The organism is Acerihabitans sp. TG2 (assembly GCF_035013185.1).
GTDB lineage: Bacteria > Pseudomonadota > Gammaproteobacteria > Enterobacterales > Enterobacteriaceae > Acerihabitans.
The window spans coordinates 96,027-122,864 of sequence record NZ_JAYGJO010000013.1; the positions used below are offsets into that span (position 1 = coordinate 96,027).

Consider the following 26,838-nt stretch of genomic DNA (forward strand, 5'->3'; position numbering starts at 1 on the left):
GTAAATCAGTTTTCAGGAATAAGTTCATCAGGAACGTCGCAGGTTGATGCCACGCGTTTTTCCCTGTAACTGAAGCCTAGTTGAATCACTTTCAGATGCATAGTGGTAGAATCAAGACATATCGTCTCATTAAAGGAACAGTTATGAACATGACGGCAGTTTCTGACTTTAATCAGGTCATCCAGTACGGAGGCTTTGGGGCAGCGAGCCGAGCCACGGGGCAGTCAAAAGCCTCGCTGTCGAGACGGGTGCGAGAGCTGGAAGAAAGCCTTGGAGTACGCCTTATTGAGCGCGGAATTCGTCCGCTGCGCATGACGGATGAAGGTGCCGTACTGCATGCACGCACCGACTCGCAGTTTGGTGCGATTGCAGAAGCGTTGCAGGACGTAAAAGCAGGGCTTGGCCGGCCCGGTGGACGCCTGCGGATCAGCGCCCCGCTACTTTTTACCAATTGGACGCTCGGGCCTCTGATTTCCGCGTTTATCAAAGCCTACCCTGATGTGGTCCCTGAAGTGACAACCGAGGACAGGTTTGTCGACCTGTTTGCCGATGAATATGACGTTGTTATTCGGGCTAATCCCAGTCCACAGGACAAGCTTGTCGGCCGCTGTTTTCTACGCAACCGACTGATCCTTGTGGCACCACCGACACTGCCTCAGCCTGCAGCGGGAGCCGATAACATCGCGGCGTCAACTTTTCCTGCCGTAATGCGTACAGGTACCGGTGATGACGACGTGTGGTCAGTGGTCGATCCTCTGGATGGCCGAACGAGACTATTTTACCCTGAAGCCGTGCTGCGGCTGTCATCCCCAATTTCGATCCGCGATGCGGTATATGCAGGAGCAGGAGCTGCACTGATCCCTATGACCATCGTTGCTGATGACATCGAAACCGGGCGGCTGGTGAGTTGGGGTATGTCGACCCAGCCCATTATTGAAGCTTGGGTATTACATGCTTCACGCCGCCTCGTCAGCCCGAAAATAAGCGCATTCATCAACTTCATCTGTGACTACTTTCCAGATAATATGAGGAAAGGAGTGACCCCCCCGGAGATCCGGGAGACAAAACGCTCGCAGTAAAAGGAGAACCGAAATGTCATCAAAATCCTTTTGCATGAACTGGGGTGGTAAGATTGATTCAATCCACCCCGCGTGAGTCAATGCGATTTCACCCGGTTAAAGACCGGCAGGAAACGCCGATGAAAGAAAGACCATCGGCAAAAAAAAGGCGACATGACGTCGCCAAAGACACAGGACCTAGATACAACAACAACAGCAATAACATCGGGTTAACCTTTAAGACCCCCGGCGGTAAGGCCACTCACCAGCCAGCGTTGAGCCAACAAGAACAGCAAGGTAATCGGAATGGCCGAGAGTACTGCCGCAGCAGCAAAATCACCCCACAAATAGTTTTGTGGATTGAGGTACTGCTGCATGCCCACCGCCAGAGTAAAGCTGTTCACGTCGCGCAGTAGCAGCGACGCAACGGGAACCTCGGTGATCGCCGCGATAAACGACAGCACAAACACTACCGCCAGGATCGGCACCGACAGCGGCAGCAGCACCAGCCGAAACGCCTGCCAGGGGGTGGCACCATCGAGTGAAGCCGCTTCTTCCAGTGACCCGTCGATGGTTTCAAAATAGCCTTTGATGGTCCAGACGTGCAGCGTGATGCCCCCCAGATAGGCAAATATTAAGCCGCTATGGGTATTGAGACCGATAAACGGCAGGTACTGCCCAAGCCGGTCAAACAACGCATACAACGCCACCAGTGACAGTACTGCGGGGAACATCTGGAAAATCAGCATACTTTTGAGCAGCACGCTGCGACCACAAAACCGCATGCGGGCAAACGCGTAGGCGCATGTAGTGGACAGCGCCACGATACCCACGGCGGTGATCGACGCCACCTTAACGGAGTTCCATAACCACAACAACACCGGAAACGGTGGCGGGGTAATGCTGCCGTCCGCTTGCCGCACGCTAAATCCCAACGCCAGCCGCCAGTGCTCCAGGGAGATATGCTCGGGGATCAGGCTGCCGGTGGCAAAATTGCCGACCCGCAGTGAAATCGCCAACACCATCAGCAGCGGGAACACGATCATGGCAATAAAACCGAGCAGCAGCAGATGCGTCGCCACCAGCCGGATATGATGCGAGGTTGATTGAACAATAGCCACCGATAGAGCTCCTTAATCAAATGTCATACGGGTCGCTTTCAGGTTAAGCAACGCCAGGCCACCCACCAATAAAAAGATAATGGTGGCAATCGCCGCCGCCAGGCCAAAGTCCTGTCCGCCGGCACCCTCGAAGGCAATACGATAGGTATAACTCACCAGCAAATCGGTATAACCCGCCGGCGTAGTCGCGTTGATACGGTCAGGTCCGCCATTGGTCAGCAGTTGGATTAGAACAAAGTTATTAAAGTTAAAAGCAAAACTGGCAATCATTAGCGGCGTCAGAGGTTTGATCAACATGGGTAAAGTGATACGGAAAAAGTTTTGGAAAGGTCCCGCACCGTCCATGGCCGAGGCTTCATACAAATCGTCCGGAATGGATTTCAACAATCCCATGCACAGAATCATCATATAGGGATATCCCAACCACGTGTTGATGGCCACCAGCATCACCCGTGCCAGGGTCGGATCGTTAAACCAGCTAGGCTGTATACCAAATAAAGCATGCAGCACAATATTGATTTCGCCAAAACTCTGGTTAAACAGCCCCTTAAAGATCAGGATGGAAATAAAAGAAGGCACGGCATAAGGCAGGATCAGCATCATCCGATAGATAGCCCGGCCTTTCAGGGCTTCCCATTGCACCAGGCAAGCCAGCACCATCCCGAGCGCGACGGTTAGCACTACCGTGAGCAAGGAAAACACGATCGTCCAGACGAAGATCGAAAGAAACGGTTTTTGGATACCCTGGTCATTCAATACTCGCAGAAAGTTATGCCATCCCACCGAGACGGTATATCCAGGGCTGAGCTTATTGTCGCCGAACCGACCATCGGCGCCCACGGCACGGTAAAAACCGGTGCTGTTATCCGGTCGGTACACCACACCGGTCAGGCTATCGGTCAAGCGCAGCCCATCCCCGGGAATGTATCGCTGCTGCAAACTGGAAAATTGCCGCAACGAACTCATGCGCACACGGGTGTCGTCGGGTAATTGCAACACCAACTGACCCAGCCCCAGGCGATTTTGTGTAATACCACGCAACGTCGCCCGTTCCCCCACCGGCGCCTCGGGTGAGGCGGTCATCGGTAAGATTTGCGCCTTGTCGGGGGCAAAGGAGAACGCTGGTGAGACCAGCCAGCCGCCAGCCGGAAGGGTAAGCGCCAGCCGCCATTGATTCCCCACTGGATATAAGCCGAAATTATAAGGCTTGCCGGACAGGTTCTGCTGTTCAAGCAACACCGTTCGGGCACGTTCGAAGGTTAACTGATGAACACTGCTGTAATTGGTAAACGCAATGGCGACGGTACACACCAGCGGAAACAAGACAAACAACCCCATACCCGCCAGACCAGGATAAACATAACGCCAGGCGTATGCCCGACCGCTGGCGAAAACATACAACCCGGTGCTGGCCAGGGTAAGCGACAATATGGCAAACAAATATTCGCCGCGTACGTACATGGCGATCACCAACCAGGCAATCAATAATGCGACAACGCTAATCAACAACCATTTGATCCCGCGATGACACCACCAACGCGGGTGTTTGGTCGCGACCATGCCAGGATAAATATCAGACATAACCCTTCCTATTACGACGGATGACCACAAAAAACCAATCTGTCGACCTGATGAGTAAACCGGGCGGCTCAAGGCCGCCCGATACCCGACAGGTTATTTGGTGATACGGGCTTTCACCCCGTCCAGTGCTTGCTGGACCGTTTGTTTACCATTGATGGCATTCTTCACGGCACTGCGTTCGGCATACCAGAAGACACTCATTTGCGGAATATTCGGCATAATTTCCCCGTTCTGCGAGTTTTCCATCGTGGCAGCGATGCGCGGATCCTTGGACAATTCTGCCTGATAGCTTTTCAGCGCCACCGCGCCAAGGGGTTTGTCCTTGTTCATGGCTTCCAGACCTTCTCGGGTCAGCAGGTAATTTTCTAAAAATTCCTTCGCCAGTTCCTTATTCGGACTGGCGGCATTGATCCCGGCACTCAACACACCGACAAACGGCTTGGAAGGGTGGCCTTTAAACGTCGGCAACACCGCTACACCGTAATGGATGCCGCTTTTCTCCATATTCCCCCACGCCCAAGGCCCGTCGATAGTCATGGCGGTTTGCCCTTTATTAAAGGCGGCTTCGGAAACGGAATAATCCGTATCAGCGTTGATATGCTTATTTTTGACCAAATCGACAATAAACTGCAGGCCAGCGCGGGAGCCCGCATTATTGACACCCACATCCTTGGTGCTATACCCCCCATTTTCATGCTTAAAGGCATAACCGCCGTCGGCCGCGATCAGCGGCCAGGTAAAATAGGGTTCCTGCAGGTTCCACATGATGGCGCTTTTACCCTTGGCCCGCAGCTTGGTATCTAATGCGGGGATCTCTTCCCAGGTTTTGGGCGGCGTGGCGATCAGATCTTTATTGTAAATCAGCGATAAGGCTTCCACCGCGATGGGATAGCCAATCAGCTTGCCGTTGTAGCGCACCGCGTCCCAGGTGAAAGGGAATAGCTTATCCTGAAAGGACTTGTCGGGGGTCACTTCCGTTAACAGGCCGGATTGAGCATAACCACCAAACCGATCGTGCGCCCAAAAGATAATGTCGGGACCGTCGCCGGTTGCCGCGACCTGGGGGTATTTTTCTTCAAGCTTGTCGGGGTGTTCCACCGTCACCTTGATGCCAGTGTCCTTTTCAAACTTCTTGCCCACTTCTGCCAAGCCATTATAACTTTTGTCGCCATTGATCCAAATCAGCAACCGACCTTCTTCTATTTTGGCAAAGGCTGAAGAACAGGCCATCACCGACATCACGGCGGACAACGTCAGGGTACATATAGCGGATTTCATGCTAGCCATAGTTCTATCCTTCCTTACTTTTAGCGAGGATCCGACGGCGCGGGATCGCTGGGAATTGACACAACCGCTATACTGCGCACAATTGTTATCCCCCTCATCCTCCTCCACCCTACGCCCCCACATCTCCCAATGTGATCGCAATAACACTCCTGGGTGATTTGCGTGCTATCGCACATAAAACAGACTACATATTTGCAACGACTGTCACGCTTTTCTCTGTCACGCTGCCCCCGGTGACGGGAAACCACATTCCCGTCCTCCCCACGACTCCCCCTTAAAAAAAAACCTACCGGATGATTTATGTCCGGCGCACTTCACTCACACTGGCCATCAATTGATCAACCTGCCATCACCGCAACGCCGGTGGGCAGAGTAATAACAGGCAGGAATATACACCTATGGCAAACGTTACTCTGAAAAATATCTGCAAAAGTTACGGTGAGAACGTGATCGCCAAAGACATCAATTTGGAGATCGCCGAGGGGGAATTTGTGGTGTTCGTTGGCCCGTCGGGTTGCGGAAAATCCACATTATTGAGGATGATTGCCGGGTTGGAAGAGATCACCTCCGGCGAACTGAAAATTAACGATCGTCGGATGAACGAGGTGCCGCCCGCCGAACGCGGGGTAGGAATGGTATTCCAGTCCTACGCGCTGTATCCGCACCTGTCCGTTGCCGGCAATATGTCCTTTGGCCTGAAGTTGGCCCATGTCAAAAAAGACGACATTGATCGCCGCGTTAATCAGGTCGCGGACACCCTCCAGCTTGGGCACCTGTTGGAGCGTCGCCCCAAAGCATTGTCCGGCGGTCAACGGCAGCGGGTGGCCATTGGTCGCACCTTGGTGGCGGAACCGCAGGTATTCCTGCTTGACGAACCCCTGTCGAACCTGGACGCCGCACTGCGCGTGCAAATGCGTATCGAGATTTCCCGCCTGCACCAGCGCCTGCAACGCACCATGATTTATGTCACCCATGACCAAACCGAAGCCATGACGCTGGCCGACAAAATCGTCGTGCTAGAAGGGGGTCGTGTGGCGCAGGTCGGCAAACCCCTAGAGTTGTATCACTACCCAGCCAATCGTTTTGTCGCCGGTTTTATCGGCTCACCCAAAATGAACTTCCTACCGGTAAAAGTCACTGCCATCGCCATCGACCAGGTACAGGTTGAACTGCCTAACAACCAAAAAGTCTGGCTGCCGGTGGAAAGCAGTCGGGTAGCGGTCGGCGCCAATATGTCCCTAGGTATCCGACCGGAGCATCTGCAGGCAAGCACCATCGCCGATGTCATCTTGGAGGGTGTGGTGCAAGTCGTGGAACAACTGGGGTATGAAACCCTGATCCATATTCAAATTCCCTCCATCCGCCTCAACCTCGTCTACCGTCAAAACGACGTGGTGTTGGTCACCGAGGGTGCCCAATTCGCTATCGGCCTGCCGCCCCAGCGTTGCCATTTATTTCGAGAGGATGGTAGCGCCTGCCGGCGATTACACCAGGAACCGGGCGTCTAAGTCTGCCTGTTCGCAGGCAACAATAATCAGGAGAAAATAATGACTAACCTACGTATTTTACCTTTGTCAGTGGCAATCCTCGGTGGCGCGCTTTCAGCACAAGCGATGGCTGTAGACTTCGCGGGCTACGCCCGTTCCGGTATCGGCTGGACCGGCAGCGGCGGCGAGCAACAGTGCTTTCAGGCAACCGGCGCCGCCAGTAAATACCGTCTAGGCAATGAATGTGAAACCTACGCTGAGCTTAAATTGGGCCAACAGCTGTGGAAAGAGGGTGATAAAAGCTTTTATTTCGATACCAACCTCGCTTATTCCGTTTCGCAACAAAGCGACTGGGAATCGGTCACTCCGGGCTTTCGCGAAGTGAACGTCCAAGGCAAAAATATCATTGACTCGCTGCCCGGCGCCACGCTCTGGGCAGGTAAACGGTTCTACCAGCGCCACGACGTCCATATGATCGACTTCTACTACTGGGACGTGTCCGGCCCGGGTGCCGGTCTGGAAAATATAGACCTCGGTTTCGGTAAGTTGTCCCTGGCAGTCACCCGCGACGGGGAAAGCGGTGGTTCCTACGGCTGGATCGATCAACAACGAGAAGAACGCGCCACCGTCAACGACATCTTTGACGTCCGTTTGGCGGAACTGAACACCAACCCTGGCGGCAAACTGGAAATTGGGGTGGATTACGGCAGCGCCAACACCCAGGACGGTTACAGCCTGGCCGACGGCGCGTCGAAAGACGGTTATATGCTCACCGCCGAACATACCCAGAGCATGTTTAACGGCTTTAACAAAGTGGTTTTGCAATATGCCACCGATTCCATGACGTCAGACAATAACGGCCGCTCACAAGGCGCCAGTATTGATAATAACGGCAGCATGCTGCGGGTATTGGATCACGGTGCACTGGATTTCAACGACACATGGTCATTGATGTACGTGGCCATGTACCAGAATGTGGATCGTGATAATCATAACGGCACCACCTGGTACACCGCGGGCATCCGCCCCATGTACAAATGGACACCGATCATGAGCACACTACTGGAATTGGGCTACGACAATGTTAAATCCCAGGAAACCGGCGATCGCAACGGCCAATATAAAGTCACCCTGGCACAGCAGTGGCAAGCCGGCAGCAGCATCTGGTCGCGTCCGGCCATCCGCCTGTTTGCCACCTATGCGAATTGGAATGAAAAATGGGGCTATGACGATGCCGGCCTGGCGCGCAACGACACCAGCGCCACAACGTTCAGCCGCGGCAAAGACAATGAAGTGACCTTCGGCGTCCAGTTTGAAGCCTGGTGGAAATAATACCTGTTCTGAACCCGTAGCTTTCCTTAACCGGTATGGGGTATTGCCTACCCCGTATCGGTGATCTTGCTTACAGGAATATAATAATGAATAAGAACATACTGACACTCTGTTTGACGGCAGCCTTGATCATAGGGTCGCCTGCGGCGGCACACGCCGCCCCCCGGTTAGGATCGGAAAATATCGCGGTGGCACCGTCGTTATCGCCATCGGCATTACAACAGTTACCATGGGACGCGCTGATACCCCCGTCGAGCAAGAACATCACGTTGGATTCCGCTTCTCCACGGCTTTCACAAGGAAATATCCAGGGTGCGGTAGCGGCGTTTACCCTGCCGGCCAATCGCGGCACGCTGGACATTACACTCAGCAGCATTGTCGACCACGGTCAGGTCTTTGTGCCCAACGTTCTGATTCTAGATGAACAACTGCGCCCGGCAGCTTTTTTCCCCAGCAGCTATTTCCCTTATCAAAAACCGGGTATGACAGCGGGCGAACGCCTGAGCGGCACGATGAAACTCACGCCAGCACTGGGCCAACAGCAAATCTATCTGCTCATCTATACCACCCGCCAGGATCTCGCCGGCACCACCACACTCACCAACCCGGCTAAAGCCTATGCCGAAGGCATCGGCACCTCAGCACCGTCTATCCCGGACCCCATCGCCCACCATGCCGGTACCGGGAAGATCAAAGTTGAAGTTGTTACCGAACAAAATAGCAGTAATATCATGATCGGCCAGCCGTTTTCCTCCCCTTCACCTGCACCGGTAGTGGTGGGCACGGCCCAACCGCTCGCGGCCACCACAACCATGGCACCCGCCGCCCCGGTGCTTAACGATACTGAAAGCTATTTCAACCAGTCGATCAAACAGGCAGTGAACGACGGCAATATTGATAAAGCGCTAAAATTGCTCAATGAGGCAGAGCGGCTTGGATCAACGTCGGCACGGCAAACATTTATCAGTAGCGTAAAAGGCAAGGGATAACGTATCCCGACCCTACTGACCGTTGGCAGATTACTGGTGCGCTTTGGCGCACCTTTTTTCCTTCAGCGAAGTAAAAATCGTGAAGTGCTACTCTATGGCATTGCTTCAGCCGGACAATCTCATTATGATGCCGCGGCTCACCACCGGACGGACCGCTTGTCCGCGCCAGTTGGCGCGAAACAGAAGGGTCAATCCACTCCATTTTGCTTTGCTTTTTGCTGAGGATATATGCATACCAATACGTTAGCGAACCCCGGTCCGCTGGGACTTATGGGCTTTGGGATGACGACCATTTTACTCAACCTGCATAATGCCGGTTTCTTTCCACTGACCTCAATTATTATCAGTATGGGCATTTTTTACGGCGGCATTGCACAAATCATTGCCGGCATTATGGAATATAAACATGGCAATACCTTCGGCACCACGGCATTTACCTCCTACGGCGCGTTTTGGCTGAGTCTGGTAGGGATAATACTGTTGCCGCGCATGGGCCTGGCCGACGCCAGCGATGCGGTTTTCCTCGGGGTCTATTTAGGGCTATGGGGCATATTTACGCTATTTATGTTTTTCGGCACCTTGCGCGCCAGCCGCGCCCTGCAGATTGTATTCGGCAGTCTGACGGTGCTGTTCGCCATGCTCTGCGCCGGCAATATCACCGGCAATCATGCCATCATCGTAGCGGCCGGTTATATCGGCTTATTCTGCGGCGCGAGTGCCATCTACTTGGCCATGGCGGAAGTGATCAATGAACAGATGGATCGCCAGGTCATGCCCATCGGCTAATCGACCAGTATCCCGATGATTCATCGGCCGCATTGCGCGGCGGCTAAACAACCCGGCCAAAACCTTACTGGCCGGATTCACCGCCAAATCGGCCACCTCAATGTTAAGATGGCTTGACCGATACAGGGCGCAGGCGATTTACTGTGCGTGAGGTCAATCGATACAATGGCAAAAAATGAATATGGCGCGGCGATAAATCGGAGATAAGAAAATAAAAAAAGTTCGGGATAAGGTTGTGTATCGTTATTGGCTATTATAAATTACTCTAGTCTTGGATTGCTTGTTGATATGTATAATGGAATATTAATAACATAATAATAACCTATGACCGAGATCTATAACCTATATTGCGACAACACGCCAAAAAATAAAATCTGTGCCCGAGAAGCCTCCCCTCTTTATTGATGGCAGTCATGACGATTGCAATATGATCCAACGCCTAGCCGATGTTTCCAACCAGCCCGTCATCCTAATAAACGCGTTAAGTAAAGCGCTGATCTATACCACGTTAGCCATAGGTACTGCGTTCGGAGCGACTTTTATATTGCCGCCTGCGTAAACGACATTATCGAGGGACAAACTAGACCCTCACCGCCAGCAGCGGCGGCCTAATCCACCAACGGGTCCAGTGGTTCCTGTCGGTGCCCAGCCAGCACCACGATTAAACCCTACCACCACACAAATGAAAAAGCCTTGACGTTGAGGTCAAGGCTTTTTAGTGTGGTACAATTTTAGGTTTTAACATTAATAACTTCAACGAGTAAAGCGAACTTCATACGATGTACATCTTCACAACGGAAATATCGAGTATCTATAACGAACGTTCCTCCGATATATTTACTAAACTAAGGGAAATCCCGACACTTCTATTTGTTAATCAGCTCAGATGCTACTGACCAACCTAGTACATCACCCATCGCGATATATACTTTTGTAGCATGACCTTACCGTCTTCGCGAAATCCTCAATTAGCTGGTTACAACCCCACAATCGCGAATATTCACTAAATACAAGGCCTTACTTTATCGCGCTTACAAACTACTTAACCACAGATGCGATTTTACTGATTTGTTACATGGCTTTACATCACTCACGTTATTTGCCTTAACACAAACTCAGCCTTCATGACGTGAATATTAACTAACTACAAGACCTTACTTCATCGCACTTACAAACTACTTAACCTCAGATGCGATTTTACTGATTCATTACATGGCTTTACATCATTCACGTTATTTGCCTTAACACAAACTTGGCCTTCATGACGTGAATATTAACTAACTACAAGACCTTACTTCATCGCGTCTACAAATGACTCACCCTCTAATGCGATTATACTGATTTGTTACATAGCGTTACATCATTCACGTTATTTGCCTTATCACAAACTCAACCTTCGGGACGTGAATATCTTATTGCTACATGGCCATTATCGCATATTCAATGGAACGTAGGCTTAATTAAACTTCATTACCGATTGTGCCTGCGTTGATATTTAATCTACCCTTTTCCAACGGTAAGTCAATAGACTATTTTTCAAGATTATTGCTATGTCACATTAGACGACTTAATCGATGAAAAAGGCGACGATAACATGTCATCACCCACCACCAGAGGCTTACGTTCATCGATAAAGGCCGACAAGAGATTGCCGACCTGGATTGGTGCACATGAAACCTATCTATACCTAACATCAGCAGATAAAGGGCATTCGCCGACATTAACCCGCCCCACCTCGCCCTAATGTGGCACAGGCAAGACAAGTCACGCCTTTAGATATAAACATCCACCTGATTAGTATCAGTTTTGTTGTTGACACCGTCGATCTTCGTTTCCGTGGGCGCGATGCTGTCTTGTTTTGCCGTTACCTTTTGCGCTTGTTGTTGCTGCAATTGGGCAATCTGCGCTTGCAACATTTTGATTTGCACTTCAAGCAATTGTTGCTGTTGTTTCTTTAGTTCCGCAGTCGCGCTGGATTTTGATAAGTTATTGAGTTGCTTAGTCAGTTTGGTGATCTGCTGAGTGATATTTTTAATTTGTGAGGCAACGTTGTTGCCCCCACCCGATGAGCTCGCTGAGATAGATGACGTAATAGTATTGGACATAGTTTCCTCCTGTAACAATATACTTAGCTGGTTATCGGCCCAGTGGAAGAAACATTTAGCGCTGTATCAACAAAGAAAACGCGAAATAACCGTTAAGAAAGTGTAAGCATCAACCAACAAGACGAGGTAAAACAACACGGACACACCACCTTAGTGTGAACGGCAAACACGCGACCACTCCCCGGCCGGATAACTAGCACGTCCCCACGTTACGCTGGCCACAAGGCCATTGCGCTATCCGCTACCGCATCCAGAATGGCAAAACTCGCGCCGTCACGGGCCTGGATCGAAATCCCCTGCTGAATCGCCACGTACAGTCGCGCCAGCGCCTCTGTATCGGTACCCGCCGGCAACTCCCGTTTCTGAACGCCTTGCTCGAGTCGACCACGAAGTATATCAATTCCCCACTGACGAGAACGTATTACCACAGCGCCCAACCGCGCATTGCCTTCGCTGGCGACGCTTGACAAGGCCACCATGCAACCTGGGGGGAAGTCATCCTGAGTCAGTATTTTCGCGGAACATTTAAGCCATTGCCGTACTGCTTCGCGCGCGCTGGCCGCCTTACCTAGCGGCGACCAGATCTGCGGAGCAATTACGTGTTCATAGTGGGCAATCGCTTCCAGATAAAGATCGTCCTTACTGCCAAAGGCAGCATACAAACTGGGCGAGTTGATGCCCATCGCCGCATAAAGATCCGCCATTGATGTCGCGGAGTATCCCTGTTGCCAGAACACTTTCATCGCTGCGGCCAGCGCCGCCTCACGATCAAAGCTTCTAGGACGCCCTCTTGCCGCCATGAAAATATCGCCTTATTCATTCTGTGCCAATCGATATGATAATCCGGTTGACGCCGGGATACAATTTTGTTTATTGTCTTTATGTATCGATTAACACATAAATAGGAAGCGATGATGAACACTCTGGTAAATAAACGCGCGCTGGTCACCGGTGCCAGTCGCGGATTGGGTAAGGCAATGGCGCTACTGCTGGCGCAAGAGGGCGCCGATGTAGCGATAACCTATGAAAAATCAGCGGATAAAGCTCAAGAAGTCGTCAGGGCAATCGACGCGCTGGGCCGCAAGGCGGTGGCTATCCAGGCCGACAGTGCATCCCCGGCGGCGGTCCGCGACGCCGTCAGCCAAGCCGTGACCGCGCTGGGTGGATTGGATATTCTGGTGAATAATGCGGGCATTGCGCGCGGCGGCCTGCTGGAAGAAATGGCGCTGGAGGATATCGATGCCATGATCAATGTTAATATTCGCGGCCTGGTGGTGGCTACCCAGGCGGCGTTGGCGCATCTTGGCACGGGTGGCCGCATTATTAATATCGGCAGTTGCCTGGCTGAACGCGTACCCATGGTGGGTATCAGCGTGTATGCAATGACCAAATCGGCGCTGCTATCGCTGACGCGTGGTTTGGCCCGAGATTTAGGACCACGCGGCATTACCGTGAATCTGGTACATCCAGGTCCGACCGATAGCGACATGAACCCCGCCGACGGCGAAAATGCCGACGTGCAGCGCCAGTTCATTGCGCTGGGTCATTATGGCAACGCGGTGGACGTTGCCGCAGCCGTGACGTTCCTGGCTGGTCCTGCGGCAAGCCATATCACAGGCACCGGCATCAACGTTGATGGCGGCATCAATGCGTGATCAGCACGGCTGAAAGTCCTGCGCCTGGTGTTCGATAAAATCAAAAAACGCCTGGGCGCAGGCAGCCTAACGAACCGCCTCCGCCAGGGCTTTGGGCAGCCACGTCTTATTTAAACGTACACAGTACGCTGGGGTATTGGGTTGGAAACGCCAGCCTTCGGCCAGCGGGCCAACGTCAACCGTATCAAAACCGAATTGATCGTAAAGATCGCTCACCTTACGCTTGGCATCAAGATCATCACCACATAACGGTAGTGCCCGGCGGTCAAATGAACCGGTTGGCTGGCTGTCACGTTCGATATCGGTCATTCTGATGGCATTAAACGCCTTGACGATCGTGGACTCCGGCAGATGAGCCGCCAGCAACTCGCTGCTGGTCGTGGAGCCATTGTCCAGTGCTTCAAAAGCATCATCACGTTGCGGGTAATAGTTATTAGTGTCGATAACGATTTTATTCGCCACCCGTCCTACGGGTACCGCAGTATAATATTTGAACGTAACAGCAACGATCACGATATCGCCAAACTGCGCCGCTTCGTCGATAGTGCCGATTTTACAGCCCAACATTGCGGCGTCGCTAAATAACGTATGCGGGCCACGTGAATTACTGATCATGGCATCATGACCCTGTTTTACCGCCATAGCGGCTAAAGCGCGGCCAACATAGCCGGCCCCTATTATGCCTATTTTCATGAGATGGGTTCCTTTGCGTGACGCGGATGGCCCGCGCGGCCTTAACCAACTGTTGGGGACTACGATAATGGGGTACCGTCAAACTTAAACACATTGTCATCGGGTGGGTTTGACGGTTCGGGCCGTTTGACCCAGCGGCTCATATTGGCCGGTGGGGTTTATGGCGGCCAAACAAGAACATCACTAGCCCACCGGCCAGTGCCGCCAGGGCGCTGTAGCCGATGGCGCCAGGCGCGCCCCGACCGTTTACCAGCAGGCCACCCACCACCGCGCCCAGGGAAATGGCGATTTGGAACGTGGTGACCAGTAAGGCGCCGGCAGTTTCCGCATGATCCGGCGCCGCCAGGGTGTTCCAGGTCTGAAAACCCACCGGAATACCGCCAAAAGCAAAACCCCAGGCCGCCGTCGCCACCAGCGCTAGCTCGCCCGATGCCCCATAGATCAGCAACAATAAAGCCATGGCGGCAAGCATCAATGCCGCCAGGACGATTGACCACCGAGGGCTGCGTTCGGCAATAAAACCGCCGGCGAGGTTACCCAAGAACCCACCCACGCCGAAGGCCAACAGCGCCAGGGAGATAGCAGTGACATCCATTCTGGACACCTGCTCGAGGAAAGGTCGAATATAGGTAAAACCGGCAAAATGTGCTGAAATCACCAATAACACGGCGCCCAGCCCGACGCGAATACCCGGCCGACGCAGCAGCAGCCAGAAGGTGTTCAGGCTAGGAACGTCCGCCGGCGGTAAGCGCGGCAAGGTCAGCAGTTGGGTCAGCAGTGCCAGCAGACTGAGCCCACCGGCAGCCAAAAAGGTCGCGCGCCAGCCCCACAAATTACCTAGATAGGCGCCTAGCGCCGGCGCGCACACCGTAGCCGCCGACACACCGGTAAAAATAATCATCATCGCCCGCGGCAATAACCGGGTGGGCACCAAACGCAGCGCCAGCGCCGCCACCAGTGACCACACGCCGCCCAGCGCCACACCCAGCATCACCCTGGATACCAGCAGCACCCAGATCGAAGACGCGAACGCCGCCAGCAAATTCGACAATACCAGCAGCAGCGTCAGGCCCCACACCACCCGGCGCCGGTCGATACGACCGGTACCGATCACGACTGCCGGCCCGGCAAGCGCCGCCACCAGCGCTGTCGCAGTGACCGCCTGGCCGGCGACACCGTCTGAAATGCCCAGATCCGTGGCGATAAGCGTCAACAGGCTGGCGGGGAGAAATTCCGCCGTGACCAGCGCAAACACGCCGATGGACAAGGACAATACCGCGTTCCAAGCGGCCATGATCAGGTTACCTTCAACACGACCACCGGCACAGTCGAGGGCTAACGCGTCGATGCAAGACTTTTCGGACATAAACTTTCCAGGGATCTTTTCAACAGTAAGTCTGGATGGTACAGTCCATAACTTGGAACATCCATGCTGGAAAAGCCATAATGCTTAGCCATTCGTCCAAATCAACACCGCATTTTTCCAACGATCCTTTAACCGACATGCTACAAGGCCTGCGGCTGGATGGAGTGGAATACGGTCGCTGCCAGCTTGCCGCCCCCTGGGCGTTTACCTTTCCGGCTCGCCAGGAAGCCTGTTTTGTGTTTGTCGCGGAAAATGGCTGCTCACTGCTGACCCCTGATCAACAGTGGGTGCAACTGAGCGCGGGGGACGCCGTACTGCTGCCACGCGGCAGCGCCCATGCGCTGGCCAGCCATCCTGACGCCACCGCGCAGCCCTTCCCGCGCTGGCAATGTAAGGCGCTTACCCGCAATATCTTTGATTTCAACGCCGGCGGAGAAGACGAAGCATGCCTGCTATTTTACGGTTCCATGCGATTTAATCTCGACCACCTGCACCCGCTAATGCGTATGATGCCGGACATAATGCACGCCAATGATTTGCTGAAAAACGAGCCCACCATTATGCACCTGCTGGAAGCCATGAGCAGCGAAGTGGCCATGAAACGCGTGGGGGCTTGCGGCATTCTGGCGCGCCTGGCCGATGTGCTGGCAGCGCAGATCATTCGCGCCTGGGTAGAACACGGCTGTGGACAAACCACCGGCTGGATCGCGGCGGTGCGCAATCCCGAAATCGGCCATGTGTTGGCGGCGATTCACGCCAGTCCGCAGCGCGACTGGTCACTGAGTGAGTTAGCCAAGCTGATGGGCGCGTCACGCTCGAGCTTCGCCAGTAAATTTGCCGCCATCGTGGGCGAAACGCCAGCCCGTTACGTGGCCCAGGTGCGTATGCATCAGGCCAGACAGTGGATCATCCGCGATTCGGCGCGCATCTCCGAGGTGGCGCAACGGTTGGGTTATGAATCGGAAGCCTCGTTTAGTCGGGCGTTTAAGCGGGTGATCGGTGAGGCACCGAGTTACTTTAGGACTGAACGGGAGGGCCGTACTGTGCCAACCGCCAAGGGGACAGCGGCGCGAAACGCCAACGCAAAAATGCCATAAACCGGCGTGTGGCCAGCGGCAAAAGGCATTCCCATGACGTCGATATCTCACCCTCCGCTGCCAAGCCACCACCTCAGTTGTAGATTCTGCGGTGTTGGACAAAACAAAACATTCAATTATTATGAACAACTACAGCGAATTTATTCGATATCCAATTATCTTAACAGGCGTTATATTAATCCTATCGAAAGCAAACGCTTTCACCTTCACAACTTAGGATATCAATCATGAAAAAGACCCTGACCGCTCTAGCACTTGTTACCGCCCTTATCGCACCTGCCGTTTCAATGGCCGCTGCGGGTGATTATCACAACTATGCCAACACCTATCCGGTCGCTCAAGGCACCCAGCAGCACACCAATACTGCTGAATAATACAACGCAGTAATATACACAAAAAAATTCATTAAAAAGCCCACCCCTTCGGCAAACAGAACGGGTGGGCTTTTTTTGCTTAAGCTGCGCACGCGAAAAACCGGGATGGGGACGGGCACCAGTCAACGCCGCTATCGGCACTTTTGTGCTGACAACCGAAGCACTATTAATTGGCTAAAGCGGTGATCTCTTTATCGGACAAGCCGGTATAACGCTTAACCACAGCATACTCAATACCGTCCGAAATCAACTGGCGAGCAAAGCGCAGTGCTGCATTTTTTTCACCCTGCTCTACGCCCTTTTCCATTCCCTGCGCTATGCCCTGCTGCAGGCCCACACGTTGCAACTCCTGAGAAATAGTCATTACGTCCTCCTCATTATTTGCCGCTTCGGCGGCGATATTACGCAAAAATTGGTCCGGTTTCGACGTGTTCCCACACTCCACAATATAGTACAACAGCGCACGCACCAGTTCCTTACTAACAGGCCACTCGTTTAACAAGCGGCCAATAGAATGACTCCATTCCAGCATATCCTTGCTGCGGATATGCTTTTGCAACAGTTCCAGTACTGCGGCCCGCTTGTGCGCCAGGATCTCCGAATCCGGCATGGCCGTGGTATCGATCAACCTAAAGGGCTGGGTATACATTGATTTTGCCAGCGAAGGATCGGCAAAGCAATCCAGCCAATGGGTACTGTAGGGGTAAGGAGATGTTTCCCCATGGTAAAACAGCAAGGGCACGACCACCGGCAACGTTTTACCACCCTGTTTAATATGCTGATGCATGGCGGCGATGCTGTAGCGCATCATGCGAAATGCCATCATTTTTTCCGGCCGGCTTTGGTGCTCGATAAGACAATAGATATAACCTGGTCCGTCGCGGGTTTTTAGCGAGTACAAAATATCAGAGCAATGGGTACTCAGATCGTCCTCGACAAAAAAACCCGGCACCATTGCCAGGGAACTGAGATCGCAGCGTTCTCGCAGCGACGGCGGCAGATGAACGTCCAGAAAATCCCGCGCTACAGTGATATCACCGAGGTAGTTTTTAAACAGCGCGTCGTGGTGAGCGAGAGTTTTTTGCATCGGCGCACTATAAAGTCAGAAAGCTATACCGTGCTTCAACAGGCAAAATACGGGACATGAAGAACGACGGAACTGCGATGCTCATTCCACATATAACGGACAAACACCGCATCACATTGCCGACGTCTTACGCGGAAAAGATGCGGATTCCGCTCGGTGTTTTTTTCATGATCTGCCTCATTTTTGGCGCAAATTTTCCGATCTTTATCTGGCAACATAGGTAAACTCCTGGCCCCAAAGATTCCCTCTGCTCAAGAGTTCCCCGTGCCGACCACCCTGCTACTCCCCGAACGTCAGTTGTTTTCATACCCGCTTTATTGGGCCGAATGTTTTGGCAGCGCGCCGTTTTTGCCCCTGTCACGGGCTGAGATGGATGCGTTGGGCTGGGACAGTTGCGACATCATCCTGGTAACCGGCGATGCCTACGTGGATCACCCAAGCTTTGGCATGGCTATCGTCGGGCGGATGCTGGAAGCCCAGGGGTTTCGGGTAGGCATCATCGCCCAGCCAGACTGGCGCACGAAAACCGACTTTCAACGCTTAGGCAAACCCAATCTTTTTTTGGCGTCACAGCGGGCAATATGGATTCGATGATTAACCACTACACCGCAGATCGTAAGGCGCGCCACGACGATGCTTACACTCCGGATAATCTTGCCGGAAAACGACCGGATCGCGCCACGCTGGTTTATACCCAACGCTGCAAACACGCCTTCGGCGATGTGCCGGTGATCCTTGGTGGCATTGAAGCGAGTCTGCGACGTATTGCCCATTATGATTATTGGTCGGATACGGTGCGCCGTTCTGTGCTGGTGGAGGCCAAAGCCGATATGCTGATCTACGGCAACGGCGAACGCCCGCTGGTGGAGGTCGCCCATCGGCTGGCGGCGGGTGAACCCATCAGCGACATTAACAACGTGCGTAATACCGCCGTGCTGCGTAAAACGGCGCTGCCCGGCTGGACCGGCGTCGATTCCACTCGTCTTGATAGCCCAGGACACATTGAGCCGATGGTGAATCCTTATGGCGACGATCTGCCCTGTACCTCGCACACCGTGGAGGCCAATAACGCCGCGCGCCCGGTCAGCATGAGGGCCCCCAAACCCAAGCCCTGGGAAAAAACCTATGTGCTGCTGCCCTCGTTTGATAAGGTCAAAAACGACAAGGTGATGTACGCCCATGCCTCGCGCATTCTGCATCATGAAACCAATCCCGGCTGTGCCCGCGCCTTGATGCAGCAGCATGGTGATTATTATGTCTGGATCAACCCGCCAGCCATCCCGCTGTTAACCGAAGAGATGGATTCGGTCTTTGCGCTGCCGTTTCAACGGGTGCCACATCCAGCCTACGGCAACTCGCCGATCCCGGCCTATGACATGATCCGCTTCTCAGTCAATATCATGCGCGGTTGCTACGGCGGCTGTGCGTTTTGTTCCATTACCGAACATGAAGGCCGCATTATCCAAAGCCGGTCGGAAGCCTCCATCCTGCGTGAGATCGAACAGATCCGCGACGGCGTACCGGGTTTTACGGGCGTGATCTCCGATCTGGGCGGCCCCACCGCCAACATGTACATGCTGCGCTGCCAATCGCCGCGGGCAGAACAGACCTGCCGGCGGGCCTCCTGCGTCTATCCGGAAATTTGTCCGCACATGGATACCAATCACGAACCGACCATTACACTTTATCGTCGCGCCCGGGCGCTTACCGGCATTAAAAAAGTGCTGATCGCCTCCGGCGTACGCTACGATCTGGCGGTGCAGGATCCACGATATATCAAGGAGTTGGCGGAGCACCATGTGGGCGGCTATCTGAAAATAGCGCCGGAACATACCGAAACCGGCCCCCTGTCCAAAATGATGAAACCGGGCATGGGCAGCTATCAGCGCTTTAAGCAGTTGTTTGACACTTACTCCCGCCAGGCGGGCAAAGAGCAGTACCTGATCCCCTATTTTATCTCGGCTCACCCCGGCACCCGTGATGAGGATATGGTCAACCTGGCCCTGTGGCTGAAAAAGAACCGTTTTCGGCTCAATCAGGTGCAGAATTTCTACCCCTCGCCTCTGGCCAGCGTCACCACCATGTATTACAGCGGCAAAAACCCGCTAGACAAAGTGGATTATGACAGCGAAGAGGTGGTGGTACCTAAAGGCGAACGCCAGCGCCGCCTGCATAAAGCCCTGCTGCGCTATCACGATCCGGCTAACTGGCCGCTGATCCGTGAAGCCTTGACCGCCATGGGCCAACACCACCTGATCGGCCGCCGTGCGGAGTGCCTGGTGCCGCCGGTGTCGATAGACGAGCGTCGGGCGGGCAGACCACAGCGCGATCCCCGGGCCAAACCGGCGTTGACCCGGTTTAACGGCTTGGACAAGCCGCCAGCGGCGAGGACAGCGAAAAAGTCCGGCGGCAAGGGTTAACGCAAGGTCAGTCCGCCGTCAACCCAGTTTTTATCAGTATTATCCCCACCGGCGAAAGGGAGAGCCGGTGCTAAAGGCGCCGGCTGAGTATGTCCGTGATAACCCTTAAAAAATAGTGGCACGGTTAGTTAAAAGGGATTACCAGCGACGAAAAGAAGCAAGATAATAACATGTATTAATTATCATCGTTAGAATTTAATAATCTCCTATTATTATCTTATTAATTCGTTTTGCATTCGGCTGAAAATTCCTGCTATAATTCGCATCGATAATTGTGGTGAGCTTCGCGAATAAATAAATCTTAGGCATTCAGGCATGGCTAAGTCTATATTGCCAAAAAAAAGTAAGGTATAGTCTTCTGGCTGCGGCAAAATCCGTAGCCGGAATTGGCGTTCCGAATTCCCCTTGGCGTCCAAACATATATGTTACATGTTTACTATTAACCCAATTGAGAATGGAGACGCTTTATGTCCAGCATTAGTCTACCTATCCGTACAAATATCAACGTAAATGTAATGGGGGTGCGCCATGGTTAAACATCACCCGCTTACCCTCGAAGAAGTCGTTGATCACTGCCGCGCTCTGGCTTACGCCATTATTGAAATACCTCATCCAGTAGTCAAAGAGCTATTAATGTATATTCTCTCTGAACGACTGGAATTGCTTAACCATACGTTGGATATGGAAGTTCTGGCGGAATAACAGCTAATACATTAACCGGTAACTGATCAACCGCACGCGACTTATGTGGACTGACTTTTATCGATATACCAACGGCCATTGTTTAATCGATGACAACTGATCCTTCGATTGATATGAATTGTAAGAATAAACCTTATAATTATCGAAATGACAAGATGGGAGGCTAACATGACACGAACAATGACCGTTGATTTAGGCAATGAGCTACAGGAATATGTAAATTCTTTAATTGAAAGTGGTGATTATCTTACACCTAGCGAGGTACTGAGGGAATCCGTACGAGCACGACGTGAACGTGAAGCGGGGTCGAAGTTTGCAGCACTGTGTCGTATGATTGAAGACGGTGACAACAGTGGCGAAACCCTCAAATGGGATCGCGAATTTATATTGAGCAGATTAAGAAAAAATATTTAGTATTTCTCTAAAAGGCAGCATGTAACATTTAATCTGCCCTTAGATATATGGCGTTAAACATTCGAATTTTTGAGCAATAAGAATACTTCGACTGATATGCCGAGAGATCCATACATTTTATATATGTGATGGGAAAAATGTGTAATTATCATAAAATGAAACATAAATCAAAATTCATGTGTTCATTATAACTGAGTCCTTTGGGTAGTTTCAGTATTTTTTCATAGACTGATAACTATCATCGAATATTAAAATTAACTTGCTATTTATCGCTTTAAACTGACACTGCACGTAGTCAATAACCTACAGCACCTTTATCAAATAAACCTCTCAGCCGGCACATTAAAACGCGTCGACAACACGTTGATATGCTGCACCGTCAACGCGCGGCGCCCATTCAGGATATTGCTCACATTGGATTTTGAACCTAACTCCGACGCCAAATCCGCCGCGTTGAGTCCGTACTGATCCATTATCGCGCACGGCGGCCTTTTTCGTAGCCTTGCGTAGCGGTGAATCTCTTTGCTGGGTGGTATCCATCAAAATTTGATCAATTGACCGTTTGGTATGGGTAAATTCGATCACCCCATAGGGGTTTTTATCTCGTCGGATCGACCGGTGGTCATCACCGTAACGCGGCCAAGTGGGATCTGGGAAATCACTCCATATTCAGATAAAGCAGATTCCAGGCTCAGACGCCGGTTATCCCTTCATACAGCACCTGCAGCCGCAGGCGCAGGAACAGCACTGCCTTATGCTTGCGTGACAGCAGGGTTTCAACAGCGGTACCGGTCTCTTCGGCCAGCTGTTTAAACGAGTAATCCTGCAGTTCAGTTTTTTCAAACGCCTCCCGCTGCAGGGGAGGCATATCCGCCAGCGCCAGCGCCAGTTCTTCCCACACCAGTTGGCGCAGATAGTCATCTTCAGCACTGCTTTGCTGGCCAAACAGCACGTCGGACAGTTCGTCTCCCACCGGCCAGTCTTCGTCGATGTCATCGTCCAATAACAGCTCACGCTGTTTGCGTGAGCGATCAATAAGCTCATTGCGAGCGGCGCGATACAACCAGGCACCCACCTGCTCAATGGGATGCAGATAACTATCGGCCTTGATCAGGCGGTAGCTGATCTCCTGATAGATATCTTCCGCATCAGCCGTACTACCCGTTCGTCCGGTAATAAAGGCCAGCAGGCGCCGCTGGTAGCCACGCAGTGCAGTCAGCAGATCGCGGTGTCGTTGCGTGGCGTTAACCATTACCGTTGGTCGCCATTATCGATGGGCTTTTCACCTTTATTGCTATCGCTCGAATCATGATGATCAGAACGTTCACCGACGTCATGCCGAGCGTTGGGATCAACACGGTCAGAGTGCTCATTGGCATCATGGCGATCGCGGGGATCATTATGGCCAGAACGCGTGTTGTCCTCATAGCGATCAGTGCGATCGTCTCGGTCAAAACGTTCGTGGCGATCGCCACGGCCACCGCGCCCCCACGTGCAGCAGCCATGACCTCGTCCACGGCCCGCGCCGCGCTGGTTGATAAAAGCGTCGCGTTGCTCCGGTGTCATCGCCATCCAGCGCTCGCGCATCTCACGGCCATGCCGCCCGAACAAGCCCCGGCCACCAAAACTGCCGAACAGGATCTTGCACAGGATCAGCAGCCCCAATGCTTGGAAAAAACCGATGCTTTTGATGCCAAAAATAGCCGGCAGCAGCGCATTCCACAACAGCATCACCAGCGTGGTCATCACCACAACTGCCGCCACGATCATGGCTAACATTTTACCCTTACGATCTCTCATTTTATCTACTCCACGTTATCTATATACATAGGTAGACGAATCAGCGGATAAAATATTTTCACCGGCAGCATGATTTTTTAAACGTTTTTATTTTTCCTCACTGCTCCGCATCATTACACAGCAGACTCCCGTCGATCACTAGCGCCACTTTATCTTTAAAATTCATACGGTTTTCCTGTCTTTATCAAGACTCTCCGCGTAATTGGCCTAGGTGAACTGGCCGGGAATGGCGCGATCATTGCTGCTGGCGGATATCGATTTGGCTGCCGTTACGGCCCGAGCCTGGTTGACATGATGCTGCGGATAGAGCGTCAGCAGTTGGCGTACCACGCCATTGGTCCAGCCAAAACCGTCCTGCAGCGGATATTCCCCGCCACCGCCCCTGGCGTCCACCGCGCCGGAAATGTCGTATTTCTCCACCAGCTTACCGCTTTGCTTATAGTGATCGCCGACCACCGTGAGCCAGCGCGTAGCGATGGTTTCAGCCAAGGCATCCGCGCCATAACGCCGCAGCCCGGCAATAGCCATCCACTGCAGCGGCGCCCAGCCGTTTGGTTTATCCCATTGCTGCTGATTGTCGGACAATGAGGTCATGATGCCACCGGGGAAAAGGAGTTGTTCCGACAGCACGTTTACCACTGCCGTGGCCTGTTCCTGACTCGCCATCCCGACAAACAACGGCACAACGCAGGCGGCACTCAGCACGCCCCGTTTAGCCAAACGCCAGTCATAATCGCGATAGGTTCCACTATCGGCATCCCACAGCAGGGCATCTACCGCCCCCCGGCGCTGCTGAGCCCGATCGCGAAAACGACCGGCCATAGCGAGATCGCCGATTTTTTCCGCCAGGCGGGTTAGAGTGGTTTCCAACTGATACATAAAGGCATTCAGGTCGATGGGCAGGATGGCCGTGGTGCGGATACTGCCGATATCGTCGGCCTGACCAAACCAGCGCGAGCTAAAATCCCAGCCGGACTCCGCCCCCGCCCGCAGCTCGCGATAGACTTCGCTGGCGGGACGCGATGAACGGCGTGCGGTCTGCACATCCTCAAAATAGGCCTCCTCCCGGGGCGTGTCGCGGTCATCCCAGTAGCGGCTCAGCACCACCCCGTTCGACAGTTTCACCACGTGGCGACTCGCCTCGCCGGGTTTGACCACGCTCGTTTCTTTCATCCAATACTGGTATTCGACCAGCAACTGCGGAAAATAACGCTCAGCAAGCTGCAGGTCGTGTTTTTCAAACAGTTCCACCATCATGGCAAACAGCGGCGGTTGCGAACGACTGAGATAATAGGTCCGGTTACCGTTGGGGATATGACCATAATGATCAATGAGAAAAGCAAAATTATCCGCCATGGCACGCAGCAGGTCAGTGCGTCCGCTGGCGGCCAGGCCCAACATGGTGAAATAGGAGTCCCAATAGTACACCTCGCCAAATCGCCCGCCCGGCACCACATAAGGCTTGGGTAAGGGCAGTAACGAAGATTGACGGGGGTGCTGCTCGGGCCGGCGCGTCAATATCTCCCATAACCCATCAATATGCTCGGTAATCGCCTGGTGGATATCGGCGACATAGTGACTTTCATGCACCACAGGCACATCAAAATGCTCGCTGACAAATGCCTTAAGATCAAAGTCGGGTCGGGAAGATAACGCGCGGTAACACGCCAGAATACGATCCGGGTCAATTTTGGGTGCGCAATCGACAAAGGTTTTACTGTCGCTGAAGATGCGCGACAGTTGTACCGCCTCAAACAGCTCGGCGTAGCGATCCGCCGGGCTGAACACATCGCAATCGGGCAGTCCGCAGATAGTGACCGGCGCGGGTTCGTGATGCGAAACCTGCAAAGGGGTATCAAGACCGTCGTTGAGGCTATCCGTCGTGTCATTCGCCCGGAGCTGATGAGTTGAATGATGAATAACGTTCTCCTTTTTGCCGGTACAGATAAATAAAGCGCCAGCATGGGAATGTCGCTTTACCGCATGCTTCATTCGATTATTGGCTTAAAAATCGTTTTGTCGCCCTGCTTACTTGCGATAAAACTCACCTTTTGAGTATAGTATGGCTTATTTAGTTTGCATGTGACTGATGGGACGCATTCGTATTTCATCACCAGCCTACATTATTTCTTATCCCGTGAATTGACATTTATACCTTTTGTTTTATGATCTCTCATATTGATACAAACCATTGCTCTAGGTAATTTTACGTTTATAGATATTGACTATTCACTGCTGGCCCGCCTGCTAAATATGACATTAATTCAAGTCATGAAAAAAGACACGACGGTAGTTCGGCAACATATCATTAATAAACAAAAAATACACTTTTGATTAATATGTGCTGTCGTAGAAAATGCGATATAAAAATAAACAAGACATCACTCGTCATTAAAATAAACCCAGTATTAAGCGACAGTAAATAGGCTTTTACCGTAAATTATCCATTCGTCATTTTTTAAGGATCACATCATTATGGATAAGATCAATTCACCGTCTTTAAGCGCCAATCCAATGACACCCGCACCGTGCTCATCAACGGCAGATCCTGGCAATAATGTCTTATCAGACGGCTTAACCCATGTGGGCAATCGACCCTTCAGCTTATCACTTGACAGCATCCCGCGCACCACCACCTCATCAGGGGTTAATCATGATGAAATCGTTTTATCACCGATAACGACGGACATATCAGAAAACCAAGCCGACATGTCCCTGTTCAAACGAGAAAAAGATCAGATAAACCGGGCTACACAGCAATCAGTATGCCAAAGCGCCCCATCACGCTTTGGCACCCTTTACCCTAAGCTGGACATTAAAACAGATGCCAACATCATCAATCACATTAGCGACCTCTCCATAGCAGAAGATGTCGTGCTGGAGGACGCAGAAAACGACTTTAAAAAAAACATCGTCATCTCATTACCTAATCGGTCAGGAATGAGTTTTAGTTTTTCTAACCTAACTGTGTATATCAATAACAAAATATCTGAGTCGATGGCATTGAAAAATCTACGCGTAGAAATGATAACAAAATATCTCTTCTCAGCTGATCAATACCATCAGTATTCCGAAAAAATTATAATTCCCAGTGGTTATTTTAAAAACGGAAAAACGGCAGGTATCGTATTGAGTCACATTATAGAAGCTGCTAATGATTATATTTATGCGCAAATTCATAACCCGGTGTGTAAAAAAAATGAAACGGATAAATACCCTGCCAAGGAACAGATTTTTGCCATTGCCTTAAGTGTTTACCGCTTGGTCGATTTTTTAAAAACCAAAAATAATCCCGCCTTTCCGGCAGCCGACATCAACAAAATCATGCAAGGTTTTCCGGAAATTATCCACCTGGGATGGACTATTGAGCGTCATCGTCCGCTGTCGGCGATCCTGTCATGATGGCGATAAACCACACCTGTAGCCTCGCTGCCGCGCTCATGACGTGTCTACGCTATAGACCGCATCGTGTAATGCATTAACG

General features: G+C 52.2%; 20 protein-coding genes and 5 pseudogenes. 12 read left to right on the forward strand and 13 right to left on the reverse strand.

Annotated features, from left to right (window positions below):
• The first annotated feature begins 143 nt into the window (after window positions 1–143).
• On the forward strand, window positions 144–1,079 hold the full coding sequence (locus SJI19_RS13310) for a LysR family transcriptional regulator (RefSeq protein WP_323478747.1): 936 nt from the start codon (window positions 144–146) through the stop codon (window positions 1,077–1,079).
• 209 nt (window positions 1,080–1,288) lie between these two features.
• Here SJI19_RS13310 and malG read toward each other — a convergent pair whose 3' ends face one another.
• From malG to malE, 3 genes are all read right to left on the reverse strand, one after another.
• Window positions 1,289–2,179 (reverse strand): maltose ABC transporter permease MalG, encoded by an 891-nt coding sequence (malG, locus tag SJI19_RS13315; RefSeq protein WP_323478748.1) that lies wholly within the window; start codon window positions 2,177–2,179, stop codon window positions 1,289–1,291.
• A 12-nt stretch (window positions 2,180–2,191) separates the two neighbouring features.
• Window positions 2,192–3,739, reverse strand: coding sequence for a maltose ABC transporter permease MalF (gene malF, locus SJI19_RS13320; protein ID WP_323478786.1), 1,548 nt, complete (start codon window positions 3,737–3,739; stop codon window positions 2,192–2,194).
• Window positions 3,740–3,853: 114 nt separating this feature from the next.
• Complete coding sequence (gene malE, locus SJI19_RS13325; protein ID WP_323478787.1) at window positions 3,854–5,038, reverse strand: maltose/maltodextrin ABC transporter substrate-binding protein MalE; 1,185 nt, start codon at window positions 5,036–5,038, stop codon at window positions 3,854–3,856.
• A 407-nt stretch (window positions 5,039–5,445) separates the two neighbouring features.
• Here malE and malK point away from each other — a divergent pair, with 407 nt between their 5' ends.
• From malK to satP, 4 genes are all read left to right on the forward strand, one after another.
• Window positions 5,446–6,555 carry a maltose/maltodextrin ABC transporter ATP-binding protein MalK gene (gene malK / locus SJI19_RS13330; protein WP_323478749.1) on the forward strand — a complete coding sequence of 370 codons (1,110 nt, stop codon included), beginning with the start codon at window positions 5,446–5,448 and terminating at the stop codon, window positions 6,553–6,555.
• A 39-nt stretch (window positions 6,556–6,594) separates the two neighbouring features.
• Entirely contained in the window at window positions 6,595–7,866 is a 1,272-nt protein-coding gene (locus SJI19_RS13335) for a maltoporin (RefSeq protein WP_323478750.1), read from the forward strand.
• 86 nt (window positions 7,867–7,952) lie between these two features.
• Entirely contained in the window at window positions 7,953–8,855 is a 903-nt protein-coding gene (gene malM / locus SJI19_RS13340) for a maltose operon protein MalM (RefSeq protein WP_323478751.1), read from the forward strand.
• 228 nt (window positions 8,856–9,083) lie between these two features.
• Entirely contained in the window at window positions 9,084–9,641 is a 558-nt protein-coding gene (gene satP, locus SJI19_RS13345) for an acetate uptake transporter (RefSeq protein ID WP_323478752.1), read from the forward strand.
• A 1,772-nt stretch (window positions 9,642–11,413) separates the two neighbouring features.
• On the opposite strand, the gene SJI19_RS13350 is transcribed toward satP, so the two are convergent.
• On the reverse strand, window positions 11,414–11,746 hold the full coding sequence (locus SJI19_RS13350; RefSeq protein WP_323478753.1) for a FlxA-like family protein: 333 nt from the start codon (window positions 11,744–11,746) through the stop codon (window positions 11,414–11,416).
• Window positions 11,747–11,955: 209 nt separating this feature from the next.
• On the reverse strand, window positions 11,956–12,546 hold the full coding sequence (locus SJI19_RS13355) for a TetR/AcrR family transcriptional regulator (RefSeq protein ID WP_323478754.1): 591 nt from the start codon (window positions 12,544–12,546) through the stop codon (window positions 11,956–11,958).
• A gap of 114 nt (window positions 12,547–12,660) precedes the next feature.
• On the opposite strand from SJI19_RS13355, the gene SJI19_RS13360 reads away from it, so the two are divergent.
• Window positions 12,661–13,401: an SDR family NAD(P)-dependent oxidoreductase gene (locus SJI19_RS13360; RefSeq protein WP_416347541.1), complete on the forward strand. Its 741-nt coding sequence runs from the start codon at window positions 12,661–12,663 to the stop codon at window positions 13,399–13,401.
• 66 nt (window positions 13,402–13,467) lie between these two features.
• Here SJI19_RS13360 and SJI19_RS13365 read toward each other — a convergent pair whose 3' ends face one another.
• Entirely contained in the window at window positions 13,468–14,094 is a 627-nt protein-coding gene (locus SJI19_RS13365; protein WP_323478756.1) for an NADPH-dependent F420 reductase, read from the reverse strand.
• A gap of 139 nt (window positions 14,095–14,233) precedes the next feature.
• Window positions 14,234–15,460 (reverse strand): MFS transporter, encoded by a 1,227-nt coding sequence (locus SJI19_RS13370; RefSeq protein WP_323478757.1) that lies wholly within the window; start codon window positions 15,458–15,460, stop codon window positions 14,234–14,236.
• A gap of 80 nt (window positions 15,461–15,540) precedes the next feature.
• Between SJI19_RS13370 and SJI19_RS13375 the strand changes: the two genes are divergently transcribed.
• Both SJI19_RS13375 and SJI19_RS13380 read left to right on the forward strand, forming a co-directional pair.
• The gene (locus tag SJI19_RS13375; protein ID WP_323478758.1) at window positions 15,541–16,557 is read left to right on the forward strand and encodes an AraC family transcriptional regulator; all 1,017 of its coding nucleotides are present in this window, start codon (window positions 15,541–15,543) and stop codon (window positions 16,555–16,557) included.
• A gap of 227 nt (window positions 16,558–16,784) precedes the next feature.
• A complete protein-coding gene (locus SJI19_RS13380) occupies window positions 16,785–16,931 on the forward strand; it encodes a hypothetical protein (protein WP_323478759.1) in 147 nt (48 codons plus the stop codon).
• A gap of 166 nt (window positions 16,932–17,097) precedes the next feature.
• Here the strand turns inward: SJI19_RS13380 and SJI19_RS13385 are convergent, their stop codons facing one another.
• A complete protein-coding gene (locus SJI19_RS13385; RefSeq protein WP_323478760.1) occupies window positions 17,098–18,018 on the reverse strand; it encodes an Rpn family recombination-promoting nuclease/putative transposase in 921 nt (306 codons plus the stop codon).
• Between the two features lie 369 nt (window positions 18,019–18,387).
• Between SJI19_RS13385 and SJI19_RS13390 the strand changes: the two are divergent.
• The 3 genes and pseudogenes from SJI19_RS13390 (at window position 18,388) to SJI19_RS13400 (ending at window position 21,554) form a co-directional block, all read left to right on the forward strand.
• A pseudogene (locus tag SJI19_RS13390) lies at window positions 18,388–20,438 on the forward strand (YgiQ family radical SAM protein).
• 528 nt (window positions 20,439–20,966) lie between these two features.
• Window positions 20,967–21,140 (forward strand): hypothetical protein, encoded by a 174-nt coding sequence (locus SJI19_RS13395; RefSeq protein ID WP_323478761.1) that lies wholly within the window; start codon window positions 20,967–20,969, stop codon window positions 21,138–21,140.
• 168 nt (window positions 21,141–21,308) lie between these two features.
• On the forward strand, window positions 21,309–21,554 hold the full coding sequence (locus SJI19_RS13400; protein WP_323478762.1) for a type II toxin-antitoxin system ParD family antitoxin: 246 nt from the start codon (window positions 21,309–21,311) through the stop codon (window positions 21,552–21,554).
• Window positions 21,555–21,871: 317 nt separating this feature from the next.
• Here SJI19_RS13400 and SJI19_RS13405 read toward each other — a convergent pair.
• The 5 genes and pseudogenes from SJI19_RS13405 to treF form a co-directional block, all read right to left on the reverse strand.
• Window positions 21,872–22,087 (reverse strand): annotated as a pseudogene (locus tag SJI19_RS13405) (helix-turn-helix domain-containing protein); the annotation flags it as partial.
• Window positions 22,029–22,249: pseudogene (locus tag SJI19_RS13410) on the reverse strand (hypothetical protein); the annotation flags it as partial. The pseudogenes SJI19_RS13405 and SJI19_RS13410, both read right to left, overlap by 59 nt.
• Window positions 22,246–22,806, reverse strand: a complete 561-nt coding sequence (locus tag SJI19_RS13415) for an RNA polymerase sigma factor (RefSeq protein ID WP_323478763.1) — start codon at window positions 22,804–22,806, stop codon at window positions 22,246–22,248. The pseudogene SJI19_RS13410 and the gene SJI19_RS13415, both read right to left, overlap by 4 nt.
• A gap of 206 nt (window positions 22,807–23,012) precedes the next feature.
• Window positions 23,013–23,354: pseudogene (locus SJI19_RS13420) on the reverse strand (hypothetical protein); the annotation flags it as partial.
• Between the two features lie 303 nt (window positions 23,355–23,657).
• Window positions 23,658–25,346, reverse strand: a pseudogene (gene treF, locus SJI19_RS13425) (alpha,alpha-trehalase TreF); the annotation flags it as partial.
• A gap of 483 nt (window positions 25,347–25,829) precedes the next feature.
• On the opposite strand from treF, the gene SJI19_RS13430 reads away from it, so the two are divergent.
• Window positions 25,830–26,756 carry a hypothetical protein gene (locus SJI19_RS13430; protein ID WP_323478765.1) on the forward strand — a complete coding sequence of 309 codons (927 nt, stop codon included), beginning with the start codon at window positions 25,830–25,832 and terminating at the stop codon, window positions 26,754–26,756.
• The last annotated feature ends 82 nt before the right edge of the window (window positions 26,757–26,838 follow it).

Bases quoted from the DNA above. Each gene is read 5' to 3' on its own strand.
- SJI19_RS13310 (WP_323478747.1), top strand. From the start codon at position 144: ATGAACATGACGGCAGTTTCTGACTTTAATCAGGTCATCCAGTACGGA.
- malF (WP_323478786.1), bottom strand. From the start codon at position 3,739: ATGGTCGCGACCAAACACCCGCGTTGGTGGTGTCATCGCGGGATCAAA.
- malE (WP_323478787.1), bottom strand. From the start codon at position 5,038: ATGAAATCCGCTATATGTACCCTGACGTTGTCCGCCGTGATGTCGGTG.
- malK (WP_323478749.1), top strand. From the start codon at position 5,446: ATGGCAAACGTTACTCTGAAAAATATCTGCAAAAGTTACGGTGAGAAC.
- SJI19_RS13335 (WP_323478750.1), top strand. From the start codon at position 6,595: ATGACTAACCTACGTATTTTACCTTTGTCAGTGGCAATCCTCGGTGGC.
- malM (WP_323478751.1), top strand. From the start codon at position 7,953: ATGAATAAGAACATACTGACACTCTGTTTGACGGCAGCCTTGATCATA.
- satP (WP_323478752.1), top strand. From the start codon at position 9,084: ATGCATACCAATACGTTAGCGAACCCCGGTCCGCTGGGACTTATGGGC.
- SJI19_RS13350 (WP_323478753.1), bottom strand. From the start codon at position 11,746: ATGTCCAATACTATTACGTCATCTATCTCAGCGAGCTCATCGGGTGGG.
- SJI19_RS13355 (WP_323478754.1), bottom strand. From the start codon at position 12,546: ATGGCGGCAAGAGGGCGTCCTAGAAGCTTTGATCGTGAGGCGGCGCTG.
- SJI19_RS13360 (WP_416347541.1), top strand. From the start codon at position 12,661: ATGAACACTCTGGTAAATAAACGCGCGCTGGTCACCGGTGCCAGTCGC.
- SJI19_RS13365 (WP_323478756.1), bottom strand. From the start codon at position 14,094: ATGAAAATAGGCATAATAGGGGCCGGCTATGTTGGCCGCGCTTTAGCC.
- SJI19_RS13370 (WP_323478757.1), bottom strand. From the start codon at position 15,460: ATGTCCGAAAAGTCTTGCATCGACGCGTTAGCCCTCGACTGTGCCGGT.
- SJI19_RS13375 (WP_323478758.1), top strand. From the start codon at position 15,541: ATGCTTAGCCATTCGTCCAAATCAACACCGCATTTTTCCAACGATCCT.
- SJI19_RS13380 (WP_323478759.1), top strand. From the start codon at position 16,785: ATGAAAAAGACCCTGACCGCTCTAGCACTTGTTACCGCCCTTATCGCA.
- SJI19_RS13385 (WP_323478760.1), bottom strand. From the start codon at position 18,018: ATGCAAAAAACTCTCGCTCACCACGACGCGCTGTTTAAAAACTACCTC.
- SJI19_RS13395 (WP_323478761.1), top strand. From the start codon at position 20,967: ATGGTTAAACATCACCCGCTTACCCTCGAAGAAGTCGTTGATCACTGC.
- SJI19_RS13400 (WP_323478762.1), top strand. From the start codon at position 21,309: ATGACACGAACAATGACCGTTGATTTAGGCAATGAGCTACAGGAATAT.
- SJI19_RS13415 (WP_323478763.1), bottom strand. From the start codon at position 22,806: ATGGTTAACGCCACGCAACGACACCGCGATCTGCTGACTGCACTGCGT.
- SJI19_RS13430 (WP_323478765.1), top strand. From the start codon at position 25,830: ATGGATAAGATCAATTCACCGTCTTTAAGCGCCAATCCAATGACACCC.